This is a genomic window from Collinsella sp. CLA-ER-H8, assembly GCF_040092335.1.
Taxonomy (GTDB): domain Bacteria; phylum Actinomycetota; class Coriobacteriia; order Coriobacteriales; family Coriobacteriaceae; genus Collinsella.
The window spans coordinates 1-24,971 of record NZ_JBBNLU010000016.1; the positions used below are offsets into that span (position 1 = coordinate 1).

General features: G+C 60.5%; 21 protein-coding genes and 1 pseudogene. 2 read left to right on the top strand and 20 right to left on the bottom strand.

All coding sequences use genetic code 11. The features are described from left to right. Positions 1-126: 126 nt before the first annotated feature. Positions 127-477: pseudogene (locus tag AAAX72_RS08645) on the top strand (transposase); the annotation flags it as partial. 523 nt (positions 478-1,000) lie between these two features. Here the strand turns inward: AAAX72_RS08645 and AAAX72_RS08650 are convergent. The 9 genes from AAAX72_RS08650 to AAAX72_RS08690 all read right to left on the bottom strand — a co-directional run bounded on the left by AAAX72_RS08650 (position 1,001) and on the right by AAAX72_RS08690 (position 10,532). Further along, positions 1,001-1,720, bottom strand: a complete 720-nt coding sequence (locus AAAX72_RS08650) for a GntR family transcriptional regulator (protein ID WP_152067315.1) — start codon at positions 1,718-1,720, stop codon at positions 1,001-1,003. 219 nt (positions 1,721-1,939) lie between these two features. Continuing rightward, positions 1,940-2,947, bottom strand: a complete 1,008-nt coding sequence (locus AAAX72_RS08655) for a YitT family protein (protein WP_349130004.1) — start codon at positions 2,945-2,947, stop codon at positions 1,940-1,942. 355 nt (positions 2,948-3,302) lie between these two features. Then, a complete protein-coding gene (locus AAAX72_RS08660; protein WP_161115153.1) occupies positions 3,303-3,932 on the bottom strand; it encodes an HAD family phosphatase in 630 nt (209 codons plus the stop codon). Between the two features lie 160 nt (positions 3,933-4,092). After that, the gene (locus AAAX72_RS08665) at positions 4,093-5,076 is read right to left on the bottom strand and encodes an SIS domain-containing protein (protein ID WP_226790479.1); all 984 of its coding nucleotides are present in this window, start codon (positions 5,074-5,076) and stop codon (positions 4,093-4,095) included. Positions 5,077-5,274: 198 nt separating this feature from the next. Continuing rightward, entirely contained in the window at positions 5,275-6,108 is an 834-nt protein-coding gene (locus AAAX72_RS08670; protein ID WP_117848824.1) for a PTS system mannose/fructose/sorbose family transporter subunit IID, read from the bottom strand. Between the two features lie 13 nt (positions 6,109-6,121). Beyond that, the gene (locus AAAX72_RS08675) at positions 6,122-6,916 is read right to left on the bottom strand and encodes a PTS sugar transporter subunit IIC (RefSeq protein WP_006235136.1); all 795 of its coding nucleotides are present in this window, start codon (positions 6,914-6,916) and stop codon (positions 6,122-6,124) included. A gap of 36 nt (positions 6,917-6,952) precedes the next feature. Then, a complete protein-coding gene (locus AAAX72_RS08680; RefSeq protein ID WP_349130005.1) occupies positions 6,953-7,876 on the bottom strand; it encodes a PTS mannose/fructose/sorbose transporter subunit IIAB in 924 nt (307 codons plus the stop codon). Positions 7,877-8,059: 183 nt separating this feature from the next. Further along, the gene (locus tag AAAX72_RS08685) at positions 8,060-9,142 is read right to left on the bottom strand and encodes a DMT family transporter (RefSeq protein ID WP_349116383.1); all 1,083 of its coding nucleotides are present in this window, start codon (positions 9,140-9,142) and stop codon (positions 8,060-8,062) included. Between the two features lie 397 nt (positions 9,143-9,539). Continuing rightward, positions 9,540-10,532 carry an SIS domain-containing protein gene (locus AAAX72_RS08690; RefSeq protein ID WP_349130007.1) on the bottom strand — a complete coding sequence of 331 codons (993 nt, stop codon included), beginning with the start codon at positions 10,530-10,532 and terminating at the stop codon, positions 9,540-9,542. A 205-nt stretch (positions 10,533-10,737) separates the two neighbouring features. Between AAAX72_RS08690 and AAAX72_RS08695 the strand changes: the two genes are divergently transcribed. Then, the gene (locus AAAX72_RS08695; protein ID WP_349130009.1) at positions 10,738-11,460 is read left to right on the top strand and encodes a GntR family transcriptional regulator; all 723 of its coding nucleotides are present in this window, start codon (positions 10,738-10,740) and stop codon (positions 11,458-11,460) included. A gap of 7 nt (positions 11,461-11,467) precedes the next feature. Here AAAX72_RS08695 and AAAX72_RS08700 read toward each other — a convergent pair whose 3' ends face one another. The 11 genes from AAAX72_RS08700 to AAAX72_RS08750 form a co-directional block, all read right to left on the bottom strand. Further along, a complete protein-coding gene (locus AAAX72_RS08700) occupies positions 11,468-12,058 on the bottom strand; it encodes an N-acetyltransferase family protein (protein ID WP_349130010.1) in 591 nt (196 codons plus the stop codon). A gap of 77 nt (positions 12,059-12,135) precedes the next feature. Beyond that, positions 12,136-13,161 carry an aminotransferase class V-fold PLP-dependent enzyme gene (locus AAAX72_RS08705; RefSeq protein ID WP_349130012.1) on the bottom strand — a complete coding sequence of 342 codons (1,026 nt, stop codon included), beginning with the start codon at positions 13,159-13,161 and terminating at the stop codon, positions 12,136-12,138. Between the two features lie 45 nt (positions 13,162-13,206). Next, positions 13,207-14,070 (bottom strand): phosphatase PAP2 family protein, encoded by an 864-nt coding sequence (locus tag AAAX72_RS08710; RefSeq protein WP_349130014.1) that lies wholly within the window; start codon positions 14,068-14,070, stop codon positions 13,207-13,209. A 215-nt stretch (positions 14,071-14,285) separates the two neighbouring features. Further along, complete coding sequence (gene mfd, locus AAAX72_RS08715) at positions 14,286-17,918, bottom strand: transcription-repair coupling factor (RefSeq protein WP_349130016.1); 3,633 nt, start codon at positions 17,916-17,918, stop codon at positions 14,286-14,288. Between the two features lie 157 nt (positions 17,919-18,075). Further along, a complete protein-coding gene (gene nth / locus AAAX72_RS08720) occupies positions 18,076-18,741 on the bottom strand; it encodes an endonuclease III (protein WP_349130017.1) in 666 nt (221 codons plus the stop codon). Between the two features lie 63 nt (positions 18,742-18,804). Continuing rightward, positions 18,805-20,607: an ABC transporter ATP-binding protein gene (locus AAAX72_RS08725; RefSeq protein ID WP_349130019.1), complete on the bottom strand. Its 1,803-nt coding sequence runs from the start codon at positions 20,605-20,607 to the stop codon at positions 18,805-18,807. A 127-nt stretch (positions 20,608-20,734) separates the two neighbouring features. Beyond that, positions 20,735-22,090: a DNA recombination protein RmuC gene (gene rmuC, locus AAAX72_RS08730; RefSeq protein ID WP_349130020.1), complete on the bottom strand. Its 1,356-nt coding sequence runs from the start codon at positions 22,088-22,090 to the stop codon at positions 20,735-20,737. A gap of 51 nt (positions 22,091-22,141) precedes the next feature. Next, positions 22,142-22,705, bottom strand: a complete 564-nt coding sequence (locus AAAX72_RS08735; RefSeq protein ID WP_260700026.1) for a hypothetical protein — start codon at positions 22,703-22,705, stop codon at positions 22,142-22,144. Beyond that, positions 22,702-23,232 carry a DUF6036 family nucleotidyltransferase gene (locus tag AAAX72_RS08740; protein WP_260700024.1) on the bottom strand — a complete coding sequence of 177 codons (531 nt, stop codon included), beginning with the start codon at positions 23,230-23,232 and terminating at the stop codon, positions 22,702-22,704. Before AAAX72_RS08740 ends, AAAX72_RS08735 begins: the two co-directional genes overlap by 4 nt. 123 nt (positions 23,233-23,355) lie before the next feature. After that, positions 23,356-23,790, bottom strand: coding sequence for a hypothetical protein (locus AAAX72_RS08745; RefSeq protein ID WP_349130022.1), 435 nt, complete (start codon positions 23,788-23,790; stop codon positions 23,356-23,358). 435 nt (positions 23,791-24,225) lie between these two features. Next, a complete protein-coding gene (locus tag AAAX72_RS08750; RefSeq protein ID WP_349130023.1) occupies positions 24,226-24,858 on the bottom strand; it encodes a hypothetical protein in 633 nt (210 codons plus the stop codon). Positions 24,859-24,971 lie beyond the last annotated feature (113 nt).

Consider the following 24,971-nt stretch of genomic DNA (forward strand, 5'->3'; position numbering starts at 1 on the left):
GTCGAAGCGTAAGCCCCGGCGTTGGTGGAAATGGTGAAAATGCGTTGGCGTGATTGGGGAAATTGCGTTGGCGGAATCGGCTAAAGTGCGATGGCGAAATTGGTTGTTTTTACAGTAGCGCTAACAAACGCCCGCTCGTTCGCCGCGTGGGTCGGCCTGACGCCCTCCGAGCACTCCAGCGGGGAGAGCGACCGCAGGGGCGCGATCACCAAGGCCGGCAACAAGCACCTGAGAAAGGCGCTGGTCGAGGCCGCGTGGCACTACCTGACGTGCTCGGGGCGGCCGAAGGACCTCGCCAAGGGCCAGGCCCCGGACCGGGGCGCCCGCAGGCATGCCGCCAAGGGCGTGCGGAGGCTGGTCGAGAGGCGGGAGGCGCTGCTCGCGCGCGGGGTCCACGGCAACAAGGCGAACGTGGCCACGGCGCGCGAGCTCGCCTGCTGGGTATGGGCGGTCGGCCTCATGGCCGAGGAGGCGTAAGGGGGGGCGGTCCCCCGCACATAAGCCAGTCACCCCGGAAGCGGTTCGATCCGAAGCCGTTGAGGCGAACCTCAGGTCCCTTTTCTGCGAGCGCCCAGGGCGCCACACGCGTGCACAGACTGTCGGTTCGACGTAGAAGCCTCAGCCGTAGCAACGGATTGCCCAGCGAGAGATCGCCGCGGGCGGATATTAAACTGCAAAGACGAGCGTCGGTAAGACACGCCGAGGTCGCCGCGGACGGACTGATATAGGGAGAGGGCCTGACCCCATATCGTTGGGGCCAGGCCCGATTTTGCCTCTTGACAATGTCCTGCTCATATTAAAAGGAACGTCCCCAAGTGCCGGCCCGGCAACGCCGATGTTTTGGCGCGGACAGCGAAAGCCCGCCAGAGCGAGCAAGGTGCCTTGAAACGAGGCGGCATTGACCTTCTGGTCATGCCGCCGAAGTTGAAAGGCAGATTGCCGCTCTGGCGGGCTTGCAGCGTCGAGCCGTTGCGCGGTTTGGAAAACCGCGCAACTAGAGCTACATGACCATAACGTAGCGTGATCCCACGTAGTACTGCTTACCCATCAGGACCGGCTCGCCATTGGGGCCCGTGAAGCCGGCACGCAGGTTGAGCAGCGGATCGTGCGGAGCAATGCCCAGCTCGGCCGCCTGCTCGGTATTGGCGCGAACGGCCTCGACCGTGCGGTAGCCAACCGAGACAATCGGCGTTCCGCCAACACGCTCGACCTCGGCAAAAATCGACTTGTCCTCAAGATCGGCCGTCAACAGCTCACGGTAGGCGTCAAACGGCACAAAGATGTTCTCCTCAAAGATGGGCTCGCCGTCGGCTGTACGCACGCGCTTGATGTGCAGCAGCAGCGCGTCCTTCTGCAGGCCAAAGAACTCCATCTCGTTTTGACGTGCCGGCACAATCTGGCGATCGACCACATGCGCGCCCGCCTTCATGCCATTATCGGCACACAGCGCGGTAAACGTCTGCAGCGTCGAAGCGTGGAACTGGCGGTTGATGTGCGGCGTGGAGACAAAGGTGCCACGGCCCTGCTGCTTAACCAGGTAGCCATCGGAGCACAACTCCTCGACGGCGCGGCGCACCGTAATGCGGCTCACGTCGTACTGCTCGGCTAGCTCAAGCTCGGACGGAATACGCTCCTTGGGTGCATAAACACCTTTCTCGATCGCATCCTTGATTTCGTCGTAAATCTGCTGGTAAAGCGGTGCATTTTTGGGCGCAGGCATATCTAATCACTCTTATCGAAATATCGAAATAACTAATACGTATATAACGTCTAGTTTCATATTACCTCATAATGATAAAACGATACACCCTCCCTACCAAAAAGCGACAGCTTCATTTTGGTAGGTTTTATCTGGGCAAACGAGAGCCTCTCGAAAGCAACGGGGCTTTCGGGGGGCTCGTTCGGATGGGTTGCGCAGGACCGGCAAAATGCCAATACCCTACTTGCCGTCGTCCTGCTGCAGGCTGTCCTGTTCGCTGAGGCGCGCCTGCCTGCTGGCCATGCGTGCGGGCTTGTCGGGATCGGGAACGGCCGTGGGCATGGGCTCGTCGACATGACCACCCCACCAGCCGCCCACAAAGTTGAGCGTGTGGAACACGTTGATCACGGCGCCGGGATCAACGTCGCACACCAGCTTGATAATGTCCTGACTCTCGTAGGTCGAGACAACGGTGTTCAGCAGGTACATCTTTTCGCGGCTATATCCGCCGACGACCTCGGCGCAGCTAATGCCGTGCTGAAAATGGTCAACATAGGCGGTCATGACCTCGTCTGCCTTGCGCGTCGTGATCTGCAGCGTCACGCGATCGTAGCGACGATAGAAACTGTCGATGGTCTTGGTCGAAATAAACTGGAACACAATGGAATACGCCGCCTTGTCCCAGCCAAACATAAAGCCAAAGATCGCCAGGATAAAGCAGTTGAAACCAAAGATGACGCCCCAGATGGTCTTGCCCGTGTGGTTGGAAACCCACAGCGCGATAAAGTCGGTGCCGCCGGTGGATGCGCCGGATTTAAGCGCGATGGCAGCGCCCAGACCCGAGACCACGCCGCCAAAAATGATGAGCATGATCTTGTCGCCCAAAAATGGAGCGAAGTGAAAGACGTTGAGGAACAGCGACGAGAGCACGACCTGCATCATCGAGAAGATGACGAAGCGCTTGCTGATGCCGCTCCAGCATAGGAGCGCCACGGGGATGTTGAGCGCGAGCATACCGAGCGAGATGTCGATGTGAACGCCGCCCAGCGAGGTAACGCGATCGAGCAGGACCGCAACGCCGGTGAGGCCGCTCGGAAGCAAGTCGGCGGGCTGAATGAACGCCTGGATCAGGAATGTCTGGAGAACGGCGGAAATCGTGACCGCCACGGCAGTAATAGCGCGGCGGACGATGGTGAGGCGGCCGAGTACGAGCACTCGGTCCGTGAGCTGATCGATGGCGTTCGCCACGTAGGCTCCTTTCGAAGGCAGATGTGGTTGTGGGGCATGCCCGCGATTGTAGCATGGAGCGTGCGGGGGCGCTTCAATTCAACCTCCCTCGACAACCAAAACGGGACCAGCAACCCCCACGACCAAAGGGCAAAATTCCAAGTGAGTAGACTTTTTACGATCTGCCGAGCACACCCAAAACCGCCACCCCTGTGACCTGCGGTTTTACAAAGGAAGATATGCATTGTGCTCGGCCTGCGGCAAAAAGTCTACTCACTTAGTCCGAATCGAAGCCAAACGGATCAAAATCGAAACCAAATTGAGCCAGTCCACCGCAAAAAACGTTTGAACCCGTGCTTCTCGCGGCGGATTGACACTACAAAGCGGCCAAAATGTCGGTCAGATTATCAATAACGGCATCGGCTCGCGATTGATCGAGGTTGACGCCCTCGTGCGGACGCAGTGCCAGGACGCGGGCGCCGGAACGTTTGCCAGCCTCGATCCCCAAAGGCGAATCCTCGATAACCAGGCACTCGGCAGGCTCCACCCCCAGCGCCTCCATGGCACGCAGGTAGATCTCGGGGTCGGGCTTAAACGCACTGCACTCGTGACCGCTGATGGTGTAGTCCAGCACATCGGCGATACCGGCAATCTCTACCAGCTCGTCAATGAGCTCACGATAAGACGAGCTCGCGATGGCACACTTCACGCCGCGCTCGTGCAGTGCGCGCATCACCGGCTCCGTCTGCTCGTTGAGCAGCTCGGCATACGGAACGGGGTGGTCCGGGCTGTAGACCTGCTTGTACTCCACGCGAAGGCGCTCGCGCAGCTCAACATCGTCGGGCACCAGCGCCTCCCAAATGGCCGGCTCGTTAGACCCCGAAAGATCGGGGATCTCGTCAAAGTGGAACCCCTTCTCCTCCATAAACGCCACGCGACGACGGTTGTAGAACCACTCGGTATCGACCAGCACGCCGTCCATGTCAAACAGCACTGCTTTGATCATACGCATCTCCTCCCACCTGCCAAAAAGGGACAGGTTTATTTTGGTAGGTTTTATCCTGGGTTTTGCGACGCGACAGGCGTGCCCTCCCAAGAGCAAAAAAGGGGACGGGGCGCAAACCCCATCCCCTCTCAATCAACCCGTAAGGTCTACTTACTTGTGATTAGTAGGAAAGCTTCCACATGTAGCGACGCATGGTCAGCGGGTGCTGACGGGCCTCGGCGATCTGGTTGCCGTACTCACGCATAACGGCGAGGTGCAGCAGCGGGTTGAAGTAGGTGATGACGCTCGCGGGCACGGCGTCAGCCAGGCCGTAGTCCTTGGAGTCGATCAGAGCGACCTTGGCGCCCATACGCTCAAGGAAGGTGAGGGCGCGGGCGTCCATCGGACGGGTGGCGCCATCGGACATGAAGAAGACGTAGGGCTTACCCTCGGTGGAAACCTCGAACGGGCCGTGGAAGTACTCGCCGGTGTTGTAGGCGGCGGCGTCGATCCACTGCATCTCGGTGAACAGGAAGGCGGCGTGAGAATAAGCCATCTTCTCGGAGGCACCGGAAGCCATGAAGTAGATCATCTTGTCGTCCTTGAAGTCCTCGGCGAACTTCTTGGCGAGCTTCTTGCAGTGCTGAGCGGCGTTCTCGCAGAGATCGAAGATGTTGGTGAGGCCGGTGATCATGTCCTCGTAGTGGTCATAGCCCTCGGTCTGCTGAAGGATCTCGAGAGCAAGAGCGATAGCATAGCCGGGCTTCTCGCACTTGGCAGCGTAGTTGGCGTGGAAGCCGTGAACGATGACGTGGTCGGCGTCGACGGTCAGAGCGGAGCCAGCCTTGTTGGTGAGGGAGACGACCGGGCAGTTGTGCTTCTTGGCGGTCTTGTTGGCCTCGACGGTCTCGGGCGTGGAGCCACCGAGGGAGCAGGTGATCACGAAGGTGTGCTCGTTGACCCAGGAGGGCGTGTCGTAGTTGAACTCGTTAGCAGTGAAGATCTGAACGTTCAGCTTGTCCGTGTTGTTGGCCAGGAAGTACTTGGCGGGGTAAAGGTCGGACATGGAAGCGCCGCAGCCGACGAAGGCGACGCTGTGGATCTCGTGGTTGGACAGGACGTCAGCGACGATCTGCTTAGGGAGGTTAAGGTCGATCTCGTACATCTGACACATTCCTTTCGATTTTTGCGGCGCCACATTGCCGGGCGCTCGCAGGGTTACCGTGGTTTGGACCGAGTCGCCGGCCCGTTGAGGATGTGTCAAAGGAACTGCCCCTTTGACACATTTAGGGATGGAAGCCTGCCTGGGGTATGGGATGCCAGGCAGGCCTCCGGGGGAAAGCGGTTAGGCGCTTAGTCGCGACTAGGCCAGGATGCCGGCCGCGGAGAGGGCGATGCCGCCCACAATGGCGATCACGAGAAGCCAACCGGTGTTGACGTTCTTCTTGATGAGCCAGTACATAAGGCCGGTGAGGCCGAGGGAGATCATCTGGGGCATCATGCCGTCCAGGATGTCCTGGATAACGACGGTACCCTCAGCGAACTGCAGCGGGGTAGTGGCGCCGATCAGCGTGGCGATCATGCCGCCCACGGACATAAGACCCACGATGCCGCAGACATACATGAGCTTCTCCATGAGGTCGCCGCCCTGAAGCTTGCTCAGGTACTCGTGGCCGCCCTGATAGCCCATCTTGGCTGCGAACCAAGTGATCAGCACAGAGGGGACGATGGAGATGAGCATGGCCAGGATCGGGCCCATGATGGAGCCCTGCTGAGCCAGCTGAACGCCCAGGCCAAAGGCGATAACGCGGATGGTGCCCTGGAAGAAGGAGTCACCGATGCCGGAAAGCGGACCCATGAGGGAGGTCTTGACCGCGTTAATCGAATCGGGATCGAAGTTCTCGGGATCCTTGGCGTACTCCTCCTCCATGGAGGCGGCGAGGCCCAGGATGAAAGCGCTCGTCTGCGGGGTGCAGTTGTAGAACGCCATGTGACGGTGGTAAGCCTCTTTCTTAGCAGCGAGCTGCTTGGGGTCGGACTCATCCGGATAGAGGCGATCAAGCGTGGGAACCATGCCGTAGAGGAAGCCCATGTTCATCTGACGCTCGTAGTTCCAAGAGGCCTGGATGGCCCAGGAGCGCCAGAAGAACTGGCTGACCTTCTTGTTCAGGGACACGTCCTTGGTTGCGGTTGCCATAGTGTGTTCCTCCTTAGTCTTCGTCGTCTTCGAGCGGATCGTAGTCGGAATCGACACCGGCGGCTGCATGGGAACCGTTGAACTTGAAGCCCATGAAGACGACAGCCAGGCACACACCGATCAGAGCGACCGCGATGACGGACAGGTTGAGGTAAGCGGCGAGCAGGAAACCGATGAACAGGAACGGAGTCATACCCTTCTTGATCATCATGGTGAGCAGCAGGGCCAAGCCGTAAGCGGTCATGATCTTGGTCGAAACGTTAAGACCAGTGGACAGCCACTCGGGAACCATGTTGACGATGGCCTGAACCAGGTCGGTGCCAACAAAGACGGCGAGGAAGATCGGCAGGAAGTACATGACGGCGTACAGACCGGAGCCGGCGCAGATGTGCATACGGTAGGCGGTCTTGAACTTTCCGTTATCGATCGCGCTATCTGCCACATGAGTGAGGGCGGCGATGATGGAACGGAACACGATGCCGAGGAGCTGACCCAGGACGGCGACCGGGATGGCGATCGTCATGGCGGTCTCGGCGGAAGCATCGGTCAGGCACGCAAAGGCAGCGGCCACGATGCCGCCCAGGACCATATCGGGCGGAACGGCGGCGCCGACCTGCACCAGGCCCATGGACACGAGCTCGACGGCGGCACCGACGGCAAGGCCGGTGGGCACATCGCCCAGCAGCAGACCGACGAGCGTAGCGCCAACGAGGGGCTGCTCGAAGTTAAGACGACCGAGCAGGCGGGAGTCCCACATGCAGAACACGCCGACGAGGCCGACGAGCACCGCACTGATGAACGTATTCATACCCTTCTCCTTTCAGTCAGGCAAAAGCCTGGTTGATTACAGCTTGGCGTCGATGTCGACGCTCTGATACGTAGGGGTCTGCTGGACGTAGAGCTTAATGCCCATGTCGAGCAGCTGGTTGACGTCGGCCTTCTGGTTGGCGTCGAGGAAGACGGAGCTGTCCTTGCCGCCGACCTGATCGGCACCGTCGTGGTTGGCGGTGGCGCCCAGGTTGATGGCGTCGAGCTTGTAGCCCTGGCAGAACTGCAGCATCTCGGCCGTGTTGCCAAAGACGAACATGACGCGCTCGCCGAGGGTGTTGAGCTTGTCCATCTTGGCGAGGGCACGCTCGACGGTGAAGACGTTCAGGCGCACGCCCTGAGGCTTGGCCAGCTTAAGAGCGCCCTTCTTGATGTCATCGTTGGCGGCAGCGTTGTCGACGACGATGATGCGCTCGGCCTGAACCTTGGTGGTCCAGGTAAAGACGACCTGGCCGTGCAGCAGACGGTAGTCAAGACGTGCGAGGACGATCTTGGCGGGACCGGAGCTGTGACGGGGCGCCTTTGCCTTCTTAGCGGGAGCCGCGGGAGCCTCGACCGGCGCGTTGGGGTTGGTCAGACCGGTGCGGGCCTCGTTGATGAGGGCCACGAGCTCGGCGCCCTTGACGGGAACGGGGCTCATAGCGAGCGTGAGCGCCAGCGGAATGTTGAAACCACTGACAACCGTGAACTTCGTGCCGTTCTTGGAAAGCTCGACCATGTTGTTGTTGACCGAGCTGCCGAGCATATCGGTCAGCACATAGACGGTGTCGTCCGCGTTGAACGTGGCGATCATGGCGTCCACCTTATCGGTGATAGGCTCCTTGTCGTCACGAGCAAGCGACACGACGTGGACGTTCGACACGTCGCCGAGAACCATCTCGAGCGTGTCTTTGGCGCCTGCGGCCAGGCCGCCATGAGATGCGAGAATGATCTGATTCATCTTGCCTCCTCCTTTTCGTTATGGTCATTATAACGTCTTATACGTTGCTTATATTGCTAATTAGTATAAAGACCGTTTGCGGGTGAAAATCGACCGTTCGCGGGTTTAACGCACTTGAAACGTGGGAGCTGGGCAGGCCGGCGACGGCGGGATAACCCCAGGTCGGACGCCGTGCGCAACCCCCTATCGCACGAAGTACCAGGGGCTTTCTTGCACGGTGGGCTCCAAGGCAATGCCCGTGCGTTCCTTAAACAGATCCATGTCCTGCGATTTCTCTGTCCACCACGCGTTGGGCTTAAAGGTCATGCTCTCAACGACATGACCGACAAACACACTGTTGCGCAGCTTGGAGAAGTCGGTGTTCATAATCAGGATGGACGCGAGCACCAGCACAATGCCCAGGACCTTGATCGCGCCGGCGGGCTCGGCATAGACACCAATGCCCACCAGTACGGTGACGACCGTCTCGAAAGACATTACGACGGGAACCTTCGATGTCTCGAGTCCCATGGACAGACCCTGCATATATAGGATGTAGGCCACGGCTGTGGGGATGAGTCCAAAACCAAGGAACAGCAGCAGCAACTGTGGCGACATTGCCGCGGCGACATCCGGCCACGGAGCCGCGATAGCTGCCATAACCGCACCGCCAAAAACAAAGCCCCAAAACGTGACAGCCAGCGGGTGGACCGTCTTGGTTGCTATCCGGCTAAACACCGCGAGTGACGCACCACAAAGGCCTGCAATCACGCCCGACGTGACGCCCCAAACCGAAAAATGAAAACCGGAAAGGTCACCATTGGTCACTGCAAGCACGCAGCCAACGATGTTAAAGACAATGGCAACGAGCTTGTTGGGGGTCACGTCCTCGCGATAAAGCACGCGGCCGAGCATGACGCCAAACACCGGCGAGGTGTAGAGCAGCACCGAGGCCGTGGACATGCCCACCTCGCCCATGCACTCGTAATAGCAGGTGTTGGCGGCGGCCAAACCGACGATACCGACAAGCGCGCAGGGAACGAGCTCTTTAGGACTTGCCTTGAACAGAGCCAGCGGACCCTGAGCCACGGTAGACCCCTCACCCGGACGGCAGCCCATAAACATCAGGACCGGCGCCAAGATAAGCGCTCCGACCAACAAGCGAAAGGCAGCCATGCTCTGGGACGAAACGCCCATGGCCGAGATGCCGTTTACAAAGATTCCGATGCTGCCCCACATAAGCGCGGCGATCAGCACCAGCACATAGCCCAGATTGCTTTTCTTCAACGCAGCCTCCTCGGTATTGTTTCCAATATGCTTCACACTACGTTATAGTCGTTATATACATTTTTCAAGACACAAATCGGCGAGCGGAAAAATCTGCTCTACCGCTACAACCCATTGGTGCAAAGGGGTCAGGTTCATATGCGCCAACTTGGTGTAAAGTAACCTGTCCCCAATGACTAGGACTGTCCCCAAGTGCCGAACGTCTCCAAGTGCCGCATCTGGGCCAAGGCGACGCCGATGCTTTGGCAACGCCAGCGAAAACCCACCTGAGCGAGCAAGGTGCCTTGAAGCGAAGCGGCATTGACCTTCTGGTCATGCCGCCGAAGCTGAAAGGCAGATTGCCGCTCAGGTGGGTTTGCAGCGTCGAGCCGTTACGGCGTTTGGTAAAACGCCGTAACTAATAATCCAGCTTCCACATGTAGCGTCGCGTCATGTAGTCCTTGTGGGTGACGGCAGAGAGCGCGCGCATGTACACGTTGTTGAGAATCGGGGCAAAGATCAGGTGGTTGAAGTATTCGCTCACGCTGTCCTTGATGTCATTGAGGCCGAGCTCCTTGGCGTCGAGCTGATAGACGCGCTCGCCACCGTACTGGTTGACGAAGCGGATGCCGCGCTCGTCGTTGCAGCGGCTGCGGCCGACGCTGATGAGCTGGAACAGCGAGGTGCGCTTGTCCAGGATCTCGAAGGGGCCGTGGAAGAAGTCACAGGTGTTGATGGTGCAGGAGTCGATCTGCAGCATCTCCTGCACGTTGCAGATGCTAAAGACGTAGGCGGCACCAAAGAGCGGACCCTGAGCCATGACGTTGATGCAGGGCTTGTCGGCGTTCTGCTCGGCCCACTTGGCAGCGAGCGGACGAGTGTACTCGACGGCCTTGCGATAGATAGGGTCGACCAAGTCGAAGGCGGCCATGGCGGTCTCGTACTCGGCATAGCCCTCGGTCTGCTGCGTAAGCTCCATGGCGATCATGGTCACGACAGCGGAGTTGGTGCGGCCCATGCAGGACTCGTCGACGGCCAGGCTGTCGTACTGGATCTTGTAGTCGCAGACCTCGGTGAGGCCGGACTCGTCAACATAGATGGCGATGGTGCTGGCGCCGTGGTCCTTGGCGACCTGGGCGGCGATGATGGTCTCCTTGGTGCCGCGCATGGACACGACGACGGCCAGAGTGTTCTCGTTGACATAGGCAGGGGTTGCGTGCACGAACTCGTTGCTGGTGTAGCTGGAGCTCACGACCTGTGTGGCCTCGTGCTCCATAAAGTACTGGGCAGGATAGTTACCGCCGTTGGATCCGCCGGCGCCAATCCACACGACGCGCTTGATGCCGCCCTTGTCAGCCTTGTCAGCCAAAACCTGGGAGACGACGTCCTTAACCTGTTCCTGAGTAGTCATCGTGCATCAGCCTTTCTTCTCGTTTGATGCTCTCGATGGCATACAAGTTACATACATGTTTTGGCTATGTCGACTAGTTGTATGCTATATTTGTCTTAGAAATTTTGCTGATGCGGTTTTCGATAACTAGCTACCAGCGGTTTTATTGTTGTATTGAATACATGCTTGATTAGACTCGCATACAAGTTAGATACAGGTTGATCGCATGAACGCTTCATCTAAAAAGAAACTGAGCCAGTACGAGCGCTTGGCGGGCATGTTGCGCGACCGCATCGCCGCCGGCACCTACGCGCGCGGAGACAAGCTGCCGTCCGAGATGGAACTCATGGACGAATCGGGGCTGTCGCGCAGCACCGTACGCCATGCCCTTAAGGTGCTCGTTGATGAGGGTCTGGTTCGAACCGAGCGCGGGCGCGGCGCCTTTGTGGCCGACACGCCGGCGCTCCACGAGAACAACCTGGTGTTTTCGAGCTATACGGCGCAGGTCCAGGGTCAGGGCATGAAGCCCACCACGCGCACGGTGGACTCGGGCTTTACCAAGGCGGGCGGCAGCATAGCCAAGTTCTTTGATGCCGCCGTGGGCAGCAAGCTCGTCAAACTTGTCCGTCTGCGTTATCTGGACGATGCGCCACTGTGCCTGGAGACCACCTATCTACCACCGAGCTTTGAAGCACTCATCGACCGCGATATCAACGGTTCGCTCTACGCCACGCTGCGCCAGGAATTCCATCGCGCGCCGGCACAGGGACATAAGACCTTTGAGGTGTGCTATGCCTCGCAAAACGAGGCGTTTTTGCTCAACGTTGAGCGTGGGCAGGCGCTGATCCTGATCACCGACTACGTCTACGACACCGACGGCCGCCCGCTCCATGTCTCCAAGCGCATCCAACGCACCGACCGCGCCAAATACACCGAGCCCATCGGCTAACCTGTCCCTAAATGGTAGGTTTGGGGAGGTCGGGGAACCAGGTCGGTTTGGGTTGGTTGGGCGTGCGCTCGGCTAGGACCAACTCCATCCAGCACATGTCGTACCAGCGGCCGAACTTTTGGGCGCAGCGATCGAAGGCGCCCACCAGGCGATATCCCATATGGGCATGGAAATCCTGGCTGTTGTGCGTCAGGTACTCATCGTCCTTGTCGTGCGGCACGGCAATGAGCGCGCACATGTTGGTGATGCCCATCGCGATCAGGCACTGCTTGAGCGCATCGTGCAGCTTGCGGCCCAGCCCGCCGTGGCGCACGTCGCGCGCCAGGTAGATCGACGTCTCGACCGACCAGTCGTATGCCTCACGGCTGTTGAGCGGACTCACATAGGCATAGCCTACCGGACGCCCGTCCAGCTCCATCACCAGATACGGATAGCGCTCGAGCGTGCGCTCGATGCGCCCGGCGAACTCCTCAACGCTCGGCACCTCATATTCGCAGGTAATCGCCGTCTGGCGCACATACGGCTCATAGATGGCAAGCAACGCCGGCGCATCATCGGGCGTCGCCAGGCGAATCGTCGGCTCGGGCATCTCGGTCATACAACCCTTCTCCCCCAAAAGCAAAGACCGCCCTGCGCCAAACCCAGCGCAAGGCGGCCCCTCGTCATTACATCAGGCTACAGGACAGCCGCCAGTGCGTCGATGTCCTCCTGCGTCGTGGCCCAGCTGGTACAAAAACGCACCACCGTGTGGGTCTCGTCGTACTTTTCCCAGTACTCGATCGAGGCATGCTCGCGAATGCGCGCCATATCCTCGTTGGGCAGAATCACGAACTGCTGGTTAGTCGGCGTCTCCAAGAAGAACCGGTAACCGTGCTCGTGCAGCACGTGACGAAGCGCCTGCGCGGTTTCAATCGCCTGGCGACCAATCTCAAAATACAGGCCGTCGGTAAAGAGTGCCTCAAACTGCACGCCCGTCAGGCGGCCCTTGGCCAGCAACGCACCGTGCTGTTTAATACGCGGAATGGGATGCGCCGGGGCGTGCATGCCGCAAAACACCACAGCCTCGCCGCAGAGCGCGCCGCACTTGGTGCCGCCGATGTAGAACACGTCGCACAGCTGCGCCAGCTCGGGCAGGGTAATGTCGCACTCATCGGCCGCCAGCGCATAGGCCAGGCGGGCGCCGTCCACAAACAGCGGAATCTCACGCTTCTGGCACACCGCATGAATCGCCGCGAGCTCGGCCTTGGAATACAGCGTGCCGTACTCAGTCGATAGGCTCACGTACACGGCGCCCGGGAACACCGTGTGCTCGTAGCTCTCGTTTTCGTAGAACACCTGGATATAGTTCTCGAGGTCCTCGGCGTGCATCTTGCCCTCGTAGCCGGGGATGGTGAGCACCTTGTGGCCGCCAAACTCGATTGCGCCCGCCTCGTGGCAGGCGACGTGGCCAGTCTCGGCGGCAACGACGCCCTCGTAGGGCGCAAGCAGCATGTCGATCACCGTCGCGTTGGCCTGCGTGCCGCCCACCAGAAAAAACACGTCGGCATCGGGGGCCTGACAGGCCTCGCGGATAAGCTGCTTGGCACGCTCGGTGTGTGCATCGGCACCGTAGCCGGGCTGCGGCTCCATATTGGTGTCGACGAGCGCCTGCAGCACTGCCGGATGTGCGCCGTGGGAATAGTCGTTGTTGAACGCGAGCATGGCAATCCTCTCTTACCGGGTATCGGCCAGATGATTCAAACGGAGCTATTGTACGCCGTTGGGATAGGCAATGCGCGCGGCAAGGCACTCGAGTGCCAGTACCAGAGCAAAACCGCAGCTCACATCACTCAAAAAGTGCGCCCCGATCACGATACGGCCGAACGCAACGAGCGCCACGACCACAGCCGCCGTCCAAAAGACCACGCGGCGGCGCGACGGTTTTTCCTTAAAGGCCGCCGCGGGAAGCCCGGCGAGCATAAGGCCGATCGCCGCATGCGCGGTGTGTCCACTCGCGAACGACTTGAACCCGTCCTTGATCACGCCGGCGGCGATATAGGCCCACTTGTCGGGGTTGCCGATCACCCACCACGGCTGAAAATTGAGCCCCGGCGTGACCTCGATCACGCGCATGCGCGGGCGTGACCATAACGGCTTAACAATGACGTTGAGGATGATGGCCTGAGCGACCCACACGGCCAGTACCATCAACGCCCAGCGTGTGAGCTCGTCGGGCTCGGTCGTGCGAGTAAGGCGATAGACGACAAGGTTAGCGGCGATGACCAGCACAAACGTCAGTACCAACTGAACCGCGATGAGTTTGCCGCCAACCCGCAGGGACGAAACGATCTCGTAGCCGGCCAGGCCAATGTTGACGAGGATGCCGAGCACGGCGAGCCATTTGCTCCCCCTGGAGTCGGGACGCACCGCGCGCACGAGCATAACGCCCGCGATGCTCGCCGTCAGCTCAAACGGCAGCTCGCCGGCGGCCTCGATAAAGCGGCCGTACATGCTGCCGATGTTGAACAGCGCGCACGAGATCTGATAATCGAAGAAGCTGCCCACGCCCAGACAAAGACACAGGACAACCGCGATAATGGCGACATCTTTCTTATAGATGTATCCGAACATGCTTTCCTTTCGGTCGGGCGAAGGGCGGTCAACCTGCAATGTGGGTGAGACGAAGATGGCTTTGTCCCGTAAATACCCTTACAGGTTGAGCATAAGTAAGCGAAAACGTTCCATTTGTGGCAAGGTGGCCCGAAGGAGGAGGGAAGCGTACTTGCGTACGCGACCGACGAGTGAGGGTCAGATTGCCCAAATGGGGCGTTTGCAGCGTCGACCCGTTAGTCGTCGTCGCTCGCACCCAACTGCTGCAGCAGCATGAGCGCGGCCGCCACCGGGCCGGTGCCGTCGTTGGCGTCGAGGCCGCGACCCAGGCCGCTGCCCGCACCGGCGCCCGCCTTGTAGGGCACCGACAGCTTGCGACTCTTGGGGAAGTTCACCGCGCCATAGCGGGTCTTTAGTTCAAAGGCCACCTTCTTGGGCACGTCGACGCCCAAAAACGTGATGCGGCCGCCACTGAGCGTGACGCTCTCGAGCCCCAGGCGCTCGCCGCGAATGCGGATGCGCGCGCGATTGAACAGGTTGAGTCCCGCCGACGGCAGCTCGCCATGCGCGGCCTCGGTCTCCTCCTGCACCTCATCGATGCTCTCTAGGTCCTCGGCCGCTGCGAGCTTGCGGTACACGAGCACGCGCTGGTCCACCGCCGGCATGTACTCCTCGGACAAGAAGTAGTCGGCCGGCAGGTTAATGCCCACGCTCGCCGCCTCCACGCCGGCGTCATCATCGCCGCGCGCCTCGGCCACTGCCTGACCCAGCATCTGCGTAAACAGATCAAAGCCCACGCTCGACAGGTTGCCGTGCTGCTCGGCGCCCATGAGCGAGCCGGCACCACGGATCTCCAGGTCACGCATGGCGATGCGCATGCCGCTGCCCAGGTCCTGGAACTCGGAAAGCGCGGTCAGGCGCGCCGTTGCCTCCTCGGTGAGCGGCAGCTCGCCCGGGAACATAAAGTACGCGTAGGCCTGCGTGGCAGAGCGGCCCACACGGCCCTTGAGCTGGTAGAGCTGCGCCAGGCCCAAACGCTGCGAGTCCTCGATGATGAGCGTGTTGGCCGTTGCGTTGTCGATACCGCTCTCCACGATGGTCGTAGCGATAAGCACGTCAATCTTCTTGGTCGCGAACTCGATCATCACGTCCTCGACCTCGCGCGGGCTCATCTTGCCGTGCGCCACACCCACGCGCGCCTCGGGCGCGGCCTCGTGCACGCGCGCCACGGCGTCGTCGATGGTCTTGACGCGGTTGGACACGTAGTACACCTGACCGCCGCGACCCACCTCCAGGCGAATTGCCGCACTCACCACGTCGGGGTCGTACTCCACCACGTGCACGATCACGGGACGACGCCCGGTCGGCGGCGTGGTGATCAGGCTCATGTCGCGCACGCCGCTCGTGGCCATCTGCATGGTTCGCGGAATCGGCGTGGCCGAAAGCGTGAGCACGTCAATCTGCTCGCGCAGGTTCTTGAGCTGCTCCTTGTGCTGCACGCCAAAGCGCTGTTCCTCGTCGATGATCACCAGGCCCAAGTTCTTGGGGTTCACATCGGCCGAAAGCAAGCGGTGCGTGCCGATGAGCACATCGATCGTGCCCTCGGCAAACGCCTTGAGCGCGCGCTTCTGCTGCGCCGGCGTGCGGAAGCGGCTGAGCACCTCGACCTCCAGACCAAACGGGGCAAAGCGCTCAAAGAAGGTCTCGTAGTGCTGCTGGGCCAGAATGGTTGTGGGGCAGAGCACCATGACCTGACGGCCGGAGTCCACACACTTAAAGGCAGCGCGCAGGGCGACCTCGGTCTTGCCAAAGCCCACGTCGCCGCAGAGCAGGCGGTCCATGGGCTTGGGCGCCTCCATGTCGGCCTTAATATCGGCGATAGCCTCCAGCTGGTCGCGCGTCTCGTCGTAAGGGAAGCTCTCCTCCATCTCGATCTGCTCGGGCGTGTCGGGCGGGCAGGCGATACCGGTAATCGACGAGCGGCGCGTATACAGGTCGACCAGGTCAAACGCCAGCTTTTTGGCGTTCTTGCGCGCCTTGTTGGTGGCGCGTGTCCAGTCGGCGGTGTTGAGCCTGGTCAGACGCGGCTTATCGCCGTCGGGGCCAACATAGCGCGTGATGCGGTCGACCTGCTCGAGCGGCACGTAGAGCTTGTCGCCGTCGGCATATTCCAGCAAAAAGTAGTCGCGCTCCTTGCCGCCCACTTCCTGGCGCGCGATCTCGCTAAAGAGCGCGATGCCGTGGGTGGCGTGCACCACGTAGTCGCCCGGCTTAAACGGGAACGTGATCTGCGTAATGTCCACCTTGCGGCGGCTGCGCGCGCGGTTGGCGTCCATGCGGGCGTTGAGATCGGCGATCGAGAACACGGCCAGGTTGGCATCGGGCACCACTACGCCCTGCGGCAAGGCGGCATCGACAAAGGTCACACGTCCGCGCGAAATAGTGGGCACGGCGGCGCCGGCGGCAGCCTGGTCGGCACCCGCCTCGAGCGAGCGGGCGTTGAGCGCGTCGGCCTTACGCTCGCGAATGGAAGCATGGGCCTCCTGGCGTGCGGCACGGTCGGCGGAATCCGCCGCTGCCACGCGTACGCGCTCGCCAATGACGCCGGCATTTTCGGGCGCGGCCGTCAGCGACTCCTCAAAGGTAATGCCCTCGTCGCCAAAGGTGAGCTCCATCGACTCGCGCGCACCGCGATCGGGGATGGCAAACACGCAGGCATAGCGCTTGCCCACGACTTCCTGAATGCGCGTCATAAAACGGTTGTCCGAGCCTGCGATGGCCGGCTGCTCAATCTTGAGCTCAGCCGTCACCGCACCGCCGGCACGGATGAGGCTCACATAGTTCAGGCGCTGCTGGGCACCAAAATCGAGCTGTTGGGCGCGCACGTACAGACCATCCAGGCGGTCAATCCCTGCCTCGCCGGCACGGGCCTCAATATCCTCGTAGGCGCGCAGGCAGTCGTCGAACAGCGAGCGCGGCTCGGACAGAACCACGAGTGCCTTGCCGCTCACGTGCGCCAACGGGCTTACGGTCTGGCCGTACATCACCGGCAAAAAGCGGTCGAGCTCGGGCGTGACGATGCGTGCATCCACCATCTCGAGCAGCGCTGCCAGTTTGCTGTCGTCCTGGCTGGCGCGATAGAGCGCCACATGCATGTTGTGGACGGCCTCGTCGGTAAGCGCCAGCTCACGACAGGGGAAGATCTCGATGCTGTCCTCGTTGCCGATGGTCTGCCCCGTTGAGCTCACCATGCGGCGGATGCGGTCAATCTCGTCGCCAAAAAACTCGATGCGCACGGGCGCCTTTTCCTGCGCGGGGAACACCTCTACGGTGTCGCCGTGCACGTGAAACAGACCGGGCGCATCGGCGGCGCCGGCATTGGTGTAGCCCATGCCCACCAGGCGCTGCGGCACCTCATCAAAAGGAGTCTCCTCGCCCACCGCAAAGGTCGTGGACTCCCAATAGCGGCTCTCGACCGGCGGCACGCAACGCAGCAGCGCGCGAGCCGAGGCGACCATGATGCAGTTGTCCCCGCGCACGATGCGTCCCAGTGCCTCGCAGCGCTGCGCCACCACGGCATCGTCGGGCGCCTGCTCGCGCCACGGATAGTCCTTGCGCTCGGGAAAACGGCACACGTGCGCTAGGCCCACGTAGGCGGCAAGGCTGCGCGCGGCGCGATCGGCCGCATCCTCGCCACTCACAATGTAGACCGTGGGACGCGGGCGGCGCGCAAACTGGGCGGCCGCCATAAGCGTGCGGCCCGACTGCGACACAGCCAGCGTCACGTCCTCGCCGGCATCGAGTCCGGCCTCGACGGTCTGCAGCGCCTCGGCAGTGTAGAGCTGTGCGGCTATACGGTGAATGAGCATGCTGTTCCTCCGGCATTGCGACGCCAAAAGCCCGCCGGGGCAAGCTCGACGGGTCGTACGTCAAATACATTGTCTGTCATGGTAGCGCATGGAGAGGACTCCGGCTCAAGGGCAGACCCAGCCCCGCAAAAAACGCCAGACGAAGATGTGTTCCGCCCTACCCCGCTACGCGCACGCTGGGGCACAAATCTGCCAGCGGACACTCGTCACACTTGGGTTTGCGGGCGTCGCAGATCTCGCGACCGAAGGTGATCCACTGATGGTTGACCGACTCCCAATACTCGTGCGGCAAAATCTTGAGCAGATCCTGCTCGGTCTTGAGCGGCTCCTTGGCATGCGTCTTGGGACTCAGCATCAGGCGGTGCGCAATGCGGTTGACGTGCGTGTCCACCGCAATGCCCTCCACGATGCCATACCCCACGTTGAGCACGATGTTCGCCGTCTTGCGTCCCACGCCCGGCAGCTTCACGAGTTCCTTCATGTCGGCCGGCACCTCGCCGCCATAGTCGGCGACGATCATCTGCGCGGCCTCCACGGCATGCTTGGCCTTGCTCTTGTAGAAGCCGAGTGACTTGATGGTGTCTGTCACGTCAGCCACGCTCGCCCCGGCCATGGCCTCGGGCGTGGGCCACTGGGCAAACAGCCTCGGCGTCACCTTGTTGACCTGCGCATCGGTCGTTTGCGCCGAGAGCAGCACCGCGATCAGCAGGCGGAAGGGATTCTCGTGGTCCAAAAAGCACTCGACCGGGCCATAGCGACGGTTGAGGCGCTCACACACCTCGATGGCGCGCTCGCGCTTGGCGGCATTGGTCTCGCGTGGCATAACGACTCCTCGGCTCAACGGCACAATAAACTTATGGACACAATTGTCCCACGTCCGAGACGCTTACGCCTCCAAGAATGCGCCGGTCTGACGGCTCCACAGGCTCGCGTACTCGCCACCCGCCTCGACGAGCTGCGCATGCGTGCCGTCCTCGACGATCTCGCCATCGGCCAGCACCACAATGCGGTCGAGCGCCGCCACGGTGGACAGGCGGTGCGCCACCACAATGGAGGTACGGCCGCGCATCAGATTCTCGAGCGCCTCCTGCACCAACGCCTCGGACTCGCTGTCGAGGGCAGAGGTCGCCTCGTCGAGCACCAGAATCGGCGCGTCGGTTAGGATGGCGCGGGCGATGGCCACGCGCTGACGCTGGCCGCCCGAGAGCTTGACGCCGCGCTCGCCCACCATAGTGTCAAAGCCACGGGGCAAGCGGTCGATAAACTCCAGGGCGTTGGCCAGGCGCGCGGCCTCGCGAATCTGCTCATCAGTGGCGTCGGGACGACCGTAGGCAATGTTTTCGCGAATGGAGCGGTGGAACAGCAGCGCCTCCTGCGGCACGTAGGCAACCTGGCGGCGCAGGCTCTGCTGCGTGCAGCGCGAGACGTCCTGACCATCCACGAGCACGCGGCCGCCCTGCACATCGTCCAAGCGCAACAGCAGCTTGGTGAGCGTCGTCTTGCCCGAGCCCGATTTGCCCACCAGGCCCACGCGCTGGCCCGCCGCCACATGAAGTGTCAGGTCATCGAACACGCTCTCGCCCGCCGCAGCGTCACGGTACGCAAAGCTCAGGTGCTCAAAATCAATCGCGCCCTCGGTCACTTTGAGCTCAGGGGCGTCCGGGTCATCTGCCACCAGACGCGGCTCGTCCAGCACGCGCGTCATCTCGGCCGCATCGCCCAAAGCGCGGTTGATGCGCTGCATCATGGAACTCACGTAGTTCAGGCGCATGGTGAGGTTATAGGTATAGGTAAAGATCATGACGAGCGAGCCGGCCGAGATGCCAAACCACGCGTTGCCGCCCGCCACGAACACACTCACCACGGCCATGGTGATGACGATGAGGCCCGAGGTCGTAAAGTTGCGCTGCATCATGGCGTGCATCGAGACCGTCTCGGCGTCGCGCGCGGCGCGATCGGCGGCGTCGAACAGATCGCGTTCAAAGTCCTCGCGCCCGCAGGTCTTGACGGCCAAGATGTTCGTGACCGCGTCGGAGAGCACACCCGAGAGCTTGTTCTGCGCGGCGGACGTCGCGGCCGAAAGCGGCATGATGCGCTTGTACATAAGCCAGACAAACGCGATGTAGACGACCATGATGCACACCAGGATCACGGTAAACGTCGGCACCACCGGGGCGAGTGCGGCCACGGTGCAGATGACCGAGGTGATGGTGGGGATGAGCGAATACACCGTCACGTCGACCAGACCCGTGTAGCCGCTCATAAAACGGCTCGTCTGGCTCACGAGCGATCCGCCAAAGCGGCTGGTATGGAATGTCATGGATTGGTTGGAGAGCGTGTCGAAGCATAAACGCGCCAGGTGATAGTTGCCTGCGATCTCGAGCTTGTAGACGGTGTAGTCCTGTAGCTTGGAGAGGATCTGACCCACCAGGTTAACGAGTACGAGCGCCAGGATATAGGGGCCGAAGACCTCAAACACCTGGTCACCCGCCGCGGGACCGGCTTGAACGCGGTCGACAATGAGGGCCATCACATAGGTATTGGCAAACGTCAGCAAAAAGATGTAGCCCGCCGACGAGAACACCGAGAGAAAGACAATCAGCGGCTGCGTGCGCGTGACACCCCAAAACCGCTGCAGCGTGCGGCGCACGGTGGAGCGGCTGAGCGGGCTGGTGCTTCTCTGAGACATGGACTTCCTTTCGCGTCTGATAGGGCGAAACGCCATTGTTGCACACCGAAGCGCGCTTCAGGCATGCGCGATGCGAAAAGCGGTGGGGCGCCCGCGTTTACGCCGGCGCCCCACCGTCTTGTTGCAATTAGCCCTCGTCTTCTTGGTCTGTGGGAAGGCCCGCGGGCGTGAGTCCCAAGATCTCATCGGCTTGATCGGCGTCTTCCAGTGCGTCGATGTCCTTGAGCTTGCGCTCCATAACGTTGGTGCGCGTGGTAATGATGCCCTCGACCGTTTTGCCCGCGGTCTCGATCTGCTGCTGGGCGCGGCGCAGCGCCGCCTGATAGCGCGGCAGCTCGGCCTTGACGGCGGAGAGCACGCGCAGTACGTCGTCGGTACGTTTTTGCAGCCTAAACGTCTGGTAGCTCATCTGCAGGCTATTGAGAATGGCGGCCATGGTGCTGGGACCGGCTACGTTGACGTGATAGTCGCGGCCCAGGGTCTCGATAAGCCCGGGGCGGCTGACGACTTCGGCGTACAGTCCCTCAAACGGCACGAACATGATGCCAAAGTTGGTCGTTGCCGGCACACTCAGGTACTTTTCGCAGATGTCCTTTGCCTCGCGCTTCACCATCATATCGAGCGTCTTGCGCGCTGCGGCGACGGCCTCCGCGTCACCCGACTCCTGCGCGTCGAGCAGGTGCTCGTACGCGTCGCCCGGGAATTTGGAGTCGATCGGCAGCAGCACGGGATCGCCCTCGTCTACCGGCAGCTTGACGGCAAACTCAACGCGCTCCGAGGCGCCGGGCTTGGTGGTGACGTTTTCCAGATACTGGTCGGGCGTAAGGATGTCCGCCAGGATCGCACCCAGCTGCACCTCGCCCAAAATGCCGCGCGCCTTTACATTGCCCAGCACGCGCTTAAGGTCGCCAACGCCGGTGGCGATAGATTGCATATCGCCCAGGCCCTTGTACACGGCCTCGAGCTGGTCGCTCACCTGCTTAAACGATGCCGACAGTCGGTCGTTGAGCGTGCGAGAGAGCTTCTCGTCCACCGTCGCGCGCATCTGATCGAGCTGCACGTTGTTGTCTTTGCGGATGGCGCCCAGCTGAGCATCAACCGTCTCGCGCACCTTGTCCAGGCGTTGTTCGATGCCCTCGCGATTGGCGCCGAGCTGTTGGGCCGTCTCGCGGCGCAGGTCATCCATCCGGTCACCAGCTTGCGAGAACTCGCGTGCGATGGCCAGGTAACGTTGCTGCTCCACGGCCGCATCTGTCGTCTGCTGCTGCGCGATGGCATTGGCCGTGCGGCGAGTTTCGGCCAGCGCGACGTTCAGGGCATCGAGTGCGTTGTTGGCCTGCTCGAGTGCTGCCAGCGTTTCCGCGCTACTGTCGCCACGCTCCCGCAACTCGGCACGCAGGCTCTTGAGCTGGAGGGCGCAAGCCACAGCAACCCCCACCGCCACCAAGGCGATCACAACAAGCACGATATCAATAGCAGACATAGACTCCGCCCAACAAACTCAATCGGTCATCAATCAAAACCGCGATCAATCTTACCCCGCCACACACACCGGGCGCCCGGCCCCTTCTTGGGCGCCCCTCTCCTCCGCATATTCCATAATGCGGCGCGCCGTTTTCCTGCTCACCTTTGAGTCATCGCCGGCCAAGTATGCGTATACGTTTCCTTTATTCAGGCGCAGAGCACGGCAGAGGCCATAGCGCGTTACACCCGATTCCTCCAATGCTTCCAGCGTTTTCTTTCTCATCAGGGCGTTCACCCTTCTATCGGCCGCCGGCTTTTCCTTCACCGCTCTATACGCACGCCAAACGTTGGCATAACGATTAGGGAGCTCACTTTTGGCGCATAGAGACGCCATGCTACCCGCTTGGCCGTACAAGAATAAAACGTCTCGGTAATCCTGTTCCATCCACGAGCCCTCGGATAAACCCAAAACGTATTCGGCTTTTCCTTGCGCTAAAGCGAGCAAAAACAGAGGCTCCGCCACGCGCGGCGCATCCGTCGTCGCCTGCTCAACCAATTTTCTAAAACTCAGCGACTGCTGTCCGGATAGCTCTCGGCAATAGCCTTTTAAGAATCCCTCAAAGGTCAGATTCAACCGAGCACCTCCTTTCTGTATTGCCTGTATGCACAGACCATCTCTTGATAGCTTCGCTCCGAAGGCGACGACGCCAGTGCTTCTCCCTCGTCGAATATAAGCCGTTCGAGCAGACCCCAATCAAGTTGGTCGACGAATGCCTGACTATGAAGATCGATGATGTCGTTCGGACGGTAGGCATAGAGCTTCATTACCGCCAGGTCCTCCAAGGATGGCGTAAAGTACCTGATAAAACGCGCCCCAATATCCAAGGGAATCAAACGGTCTTCGTAATTGAATGGCATCTGATTACAATATGCCACCGCCATACCATTCACCTCGGGGTATCGAGCTATGATCTCGCGGAGACACCTGTCTGCCTCAAACACATCAATGTCATGTGTAACCGACCGATTCGTCACATCGTTTAGCATGAAGGCGCTTCCTCCCACCAATACAACGCTCGGTCTATCGTCTCTTGGACCTATTTCCAGCTCCGCCTCTTCGTCAATGCCCAACAGAGTCTGCTCTAAATCCTGCTTATACATATCAAATCCTATTATTATTCATCTTCAATAATACTATTCAGTCGCACGATAGGGCCCGTAAGATGCAAGGATTCCACTCGTGGCGATAATCCTTGCATCCAAGAAGACCAATGGCGGCAAACGTCAGCCTTCCCAACCGACCTGGAAGGTTGTTATGGCATCGCCTAGGCGCTGGCCGAGGGCTGACAGATGTTGGAGCACCTCGTTGGGCGATGCGCCGTTGAGGATGCACGTGAGGGCATACGACGCCAGAAAGATGGCCGCAAGCCCTAACGGGATGAGCACGATCATCGCCAATGTGCGCAAGCGCTGGCCCACACGGCGACGACGCGCACGACGCTTGTCGAACGCGAGCTCCTGCGCATATGAATCTTGCTGTACGGAATAGGCCTCTGGCGCCGATTCACACCCGGGCACAGCTGCAGGTACAGCAGCGGGCACGACATTTTGCGCAAAGGGCTGGGCTGCCGCCCCTTGCATTTGCATCTCCATGAGTCGTTGCTGCTGACGCAGCATGCGCTTAGCTTGTTGCTGTGGAGTCTCAAGAAACAGGTCCATGTTGGCCTCCAAAGTCGGAGAATTCGACGCTTACGACCAGCATCCCGCACCGCCATGACCGCGACAACGCAATCGCCGGCAATAGCCACAAAGTTTCTTTTGCTCAAAAGCTGTCGAAAAGCTCAACAACTCCCCTACCAGCACTTTCTCTGAGCTTTTTTCGCCAGCAATCTTTTGGCCTTCCACCCTTACGCCAACTGACCAAAATCTAACCAAAAGCTTGACGGAAATTGTGGAGACCGGGACCCCATACAAAAACGTGCCGCCCCAAAAGGGGCGGCACGCAAACTTCTTATCTGCTTTTCTGTAACGAGCATGCGACGACCCAACGCCGGGGCGCAGGGCGGGGAAACCTTTGCCTCGCGCGACCCTGCGAAGCCGTGAGCGAGAGGGAAAGGTTTCCCCGCCCTGCGCCCCGTGGTCGGTGAGGACCGACTACATGCCCGCGAGACCGCGGGCAGCGGTGGCGCACAGAAACGCCAAGGCTAGAATCACGAGCGAGCCCGCAATATCGGCCACCACGCCCGCAAAGCGACGCTCAAACAACCAGCTCTCAAAGTGCGGGGCGACGTTGCGCCAAACACGCCACAGCAAGATGCCCATACCGATGACGCCCGGGATATTGAGCAGTAGGATCTCGGAGCACAAAAGACCGATCAGGTTGCCGGCGGCAAAGCCCGCATCGCCCTCGCAGTATTTGCGATAAATCATGTACAGCATGTACGCCACAAACGGCTGCAGGCACGCAGAGATAAACGTAACTACCATCGAGGGATCCTGCGAAAAGACCTCGGTGAGTTTATCGACGCTCGTGGCGTCCTTCGAAGCCAAGAACAAACCGATAACCACAAGGGGCACCACGCCCAAAATTACCTCGACCAGAGTAAACAACTTGGCAGTCAAATCCTCACTAGCCGAATTCAAATGAGGCGCCCACTCAAGATGAGCATGCGCCCCAACCTTCTTGTCCTTCTCGACACGATCGGCCTTTTTACCCTCGGCAACCCGACGACCAGGATCCTTGCGAGTTCCCGCCGCAGCAACCCGAGCCCGAGACTTCTTACCCATACAAAAACACCCCATCAGGTAGTAGATAAACTAAAAGCCGCTACCCAGTGTACCCCCTAAACAACGGCGCCGCCCCAACCCGGAGCAAGCCCCGTCAACCAAATGGCCGCAAC

Excerpts from the sequence above, each read along its gene's own strand:
- AAAX72_RS08650 (WP_152067315.1), bottom strand. The coding sequence starts at position 1,720 with ATGCCTGCGCCCAAAAATGCACCGCTTTACCAGCAGATTTACGACGAA.
- AAAX72_RS08660 (WP_161115153.1), bottom strand. The coding sequence starts at position 3,932 with ATGATCAAAGCAGTGCTGTTTGACATGGACGGCGTGCTGGTCGATACC.
- AAAX72_RS08665 (WP_226790479.1), bottom strand. The coding sequence starts at position 5,076 with ATGTACGAGATCGACCTTAACCTCCCTAAGCAGATCGTCGCTGACGTC.
- AAAX72_RS08670 (WP_117848824.1), bottom strand. The coding sequence starts at position 6,108 with ATGGCAACCGCAACCAAGGACGTGTCCCTGAACAAGAAGGTCAGCCAG.
- AAAX72_RS08675 (WP_006235136.1), bottom strand. The coding sequence starts at position 6,916 with ATGAATACGTTCATCAGTGCGGTGCTCGTCGGCCTCGTCGGCGTGTTC.
- AAAX72_RS08680 (WP_349130005.1), bottom strand. The coding sequence starts at position 7,876 with ATGAATCAGATCATTCTCGCATCTCATGGCGGCCTGGCCGCAGGCGCC.
- AAAX72_RS08690 (WP_349130007.1), bottom strand. The coding sequence starts at position 10,532 with ATGACTACTCAGGAACAGGTTAAGGACGTCGTCTCCCAGGTTTTGGCT.
- AAAX72_RS08695 (WP_349130009.1), top strand. The coding sequence starts at position 10,738 with ATGAACGCTTCATCTAAAAAGAAACTGAGCCAGTACGAGCGCTTGGCG.
- AAAX72_RS08700 (WP_349130010.1), bottom strand. The coding sequence starts at position 12,058 with ATGACCGAGATGCCCGAGCCGACGATTCGCCTGGCGACGCCCGATGAT.
- AAAX72_RS08705 (WP_349130012.1), bottom strand. The coding sequence starts at position 13,161 with ATGCTCGCGTTCAACAACGACTATTCCCACGGCGCACATCCGGCAGTG.
- AAAX72_RS08710 (WP_349130014.1), bottom strand. The coding sequence starts at position 14,070 with ATGTTCGGATACATCTATAAGAAAGATGTCGCCATTATCGCGGTTGTC.
- mfd (WP_349130016.1), bottom strand. The coding sequence starts at position 17,918 with ATGCTCATTCACCGTATAGCCGCACAGCTCTACACTGCCGAGGCGCTG.
- nth (WP_349130017.1), bottom strand. The coding sequence starts at position 18,741 with ATGCCACGCGAGACCAATGCCGCCAAGCGCGAGCGCGCCATCGAGGTG.
- AAAX72_RS08725 (WP_349130019.1), bottom strand. The coding sequence starts at position 20,607 with ATGTCTCAGAGAAGCACCAGCCCGCTCAGCCGCTCCACCGTGCGCCGC.
- rmuC (WP_349130020.1), bottom strand. The coding sequence starts at position 22,090 with ATGTCTGCTATTGATATCGTGCTTGTTGTGATCGCCTTGGTGGCGGTG.
- AAAX72_RS08740 (WP_260700024.1), bottom strand. The coding sequence starts at position 23,232 with ATGTATAAGCAGGATTTAGAGCAGACTCTGTTGGGCATTGACGAAGAG.
- AAAX72_RS08745 (WP_349130022.1), bottom strand. The coding sequence starts at position 23,790 with ATGGACCTGTTTCTTGAGACTCCACAGCAACAAGCTAAGCGCATGCTG.
- AAAX72_RS08750 (WP_349130023.1), bottom strand. The coding sequence starts at position 24,858 with ATGGGTAAGAAGTCTCGGGCTCGGGTTGCTGCGGCGGGAACTCGCAAG.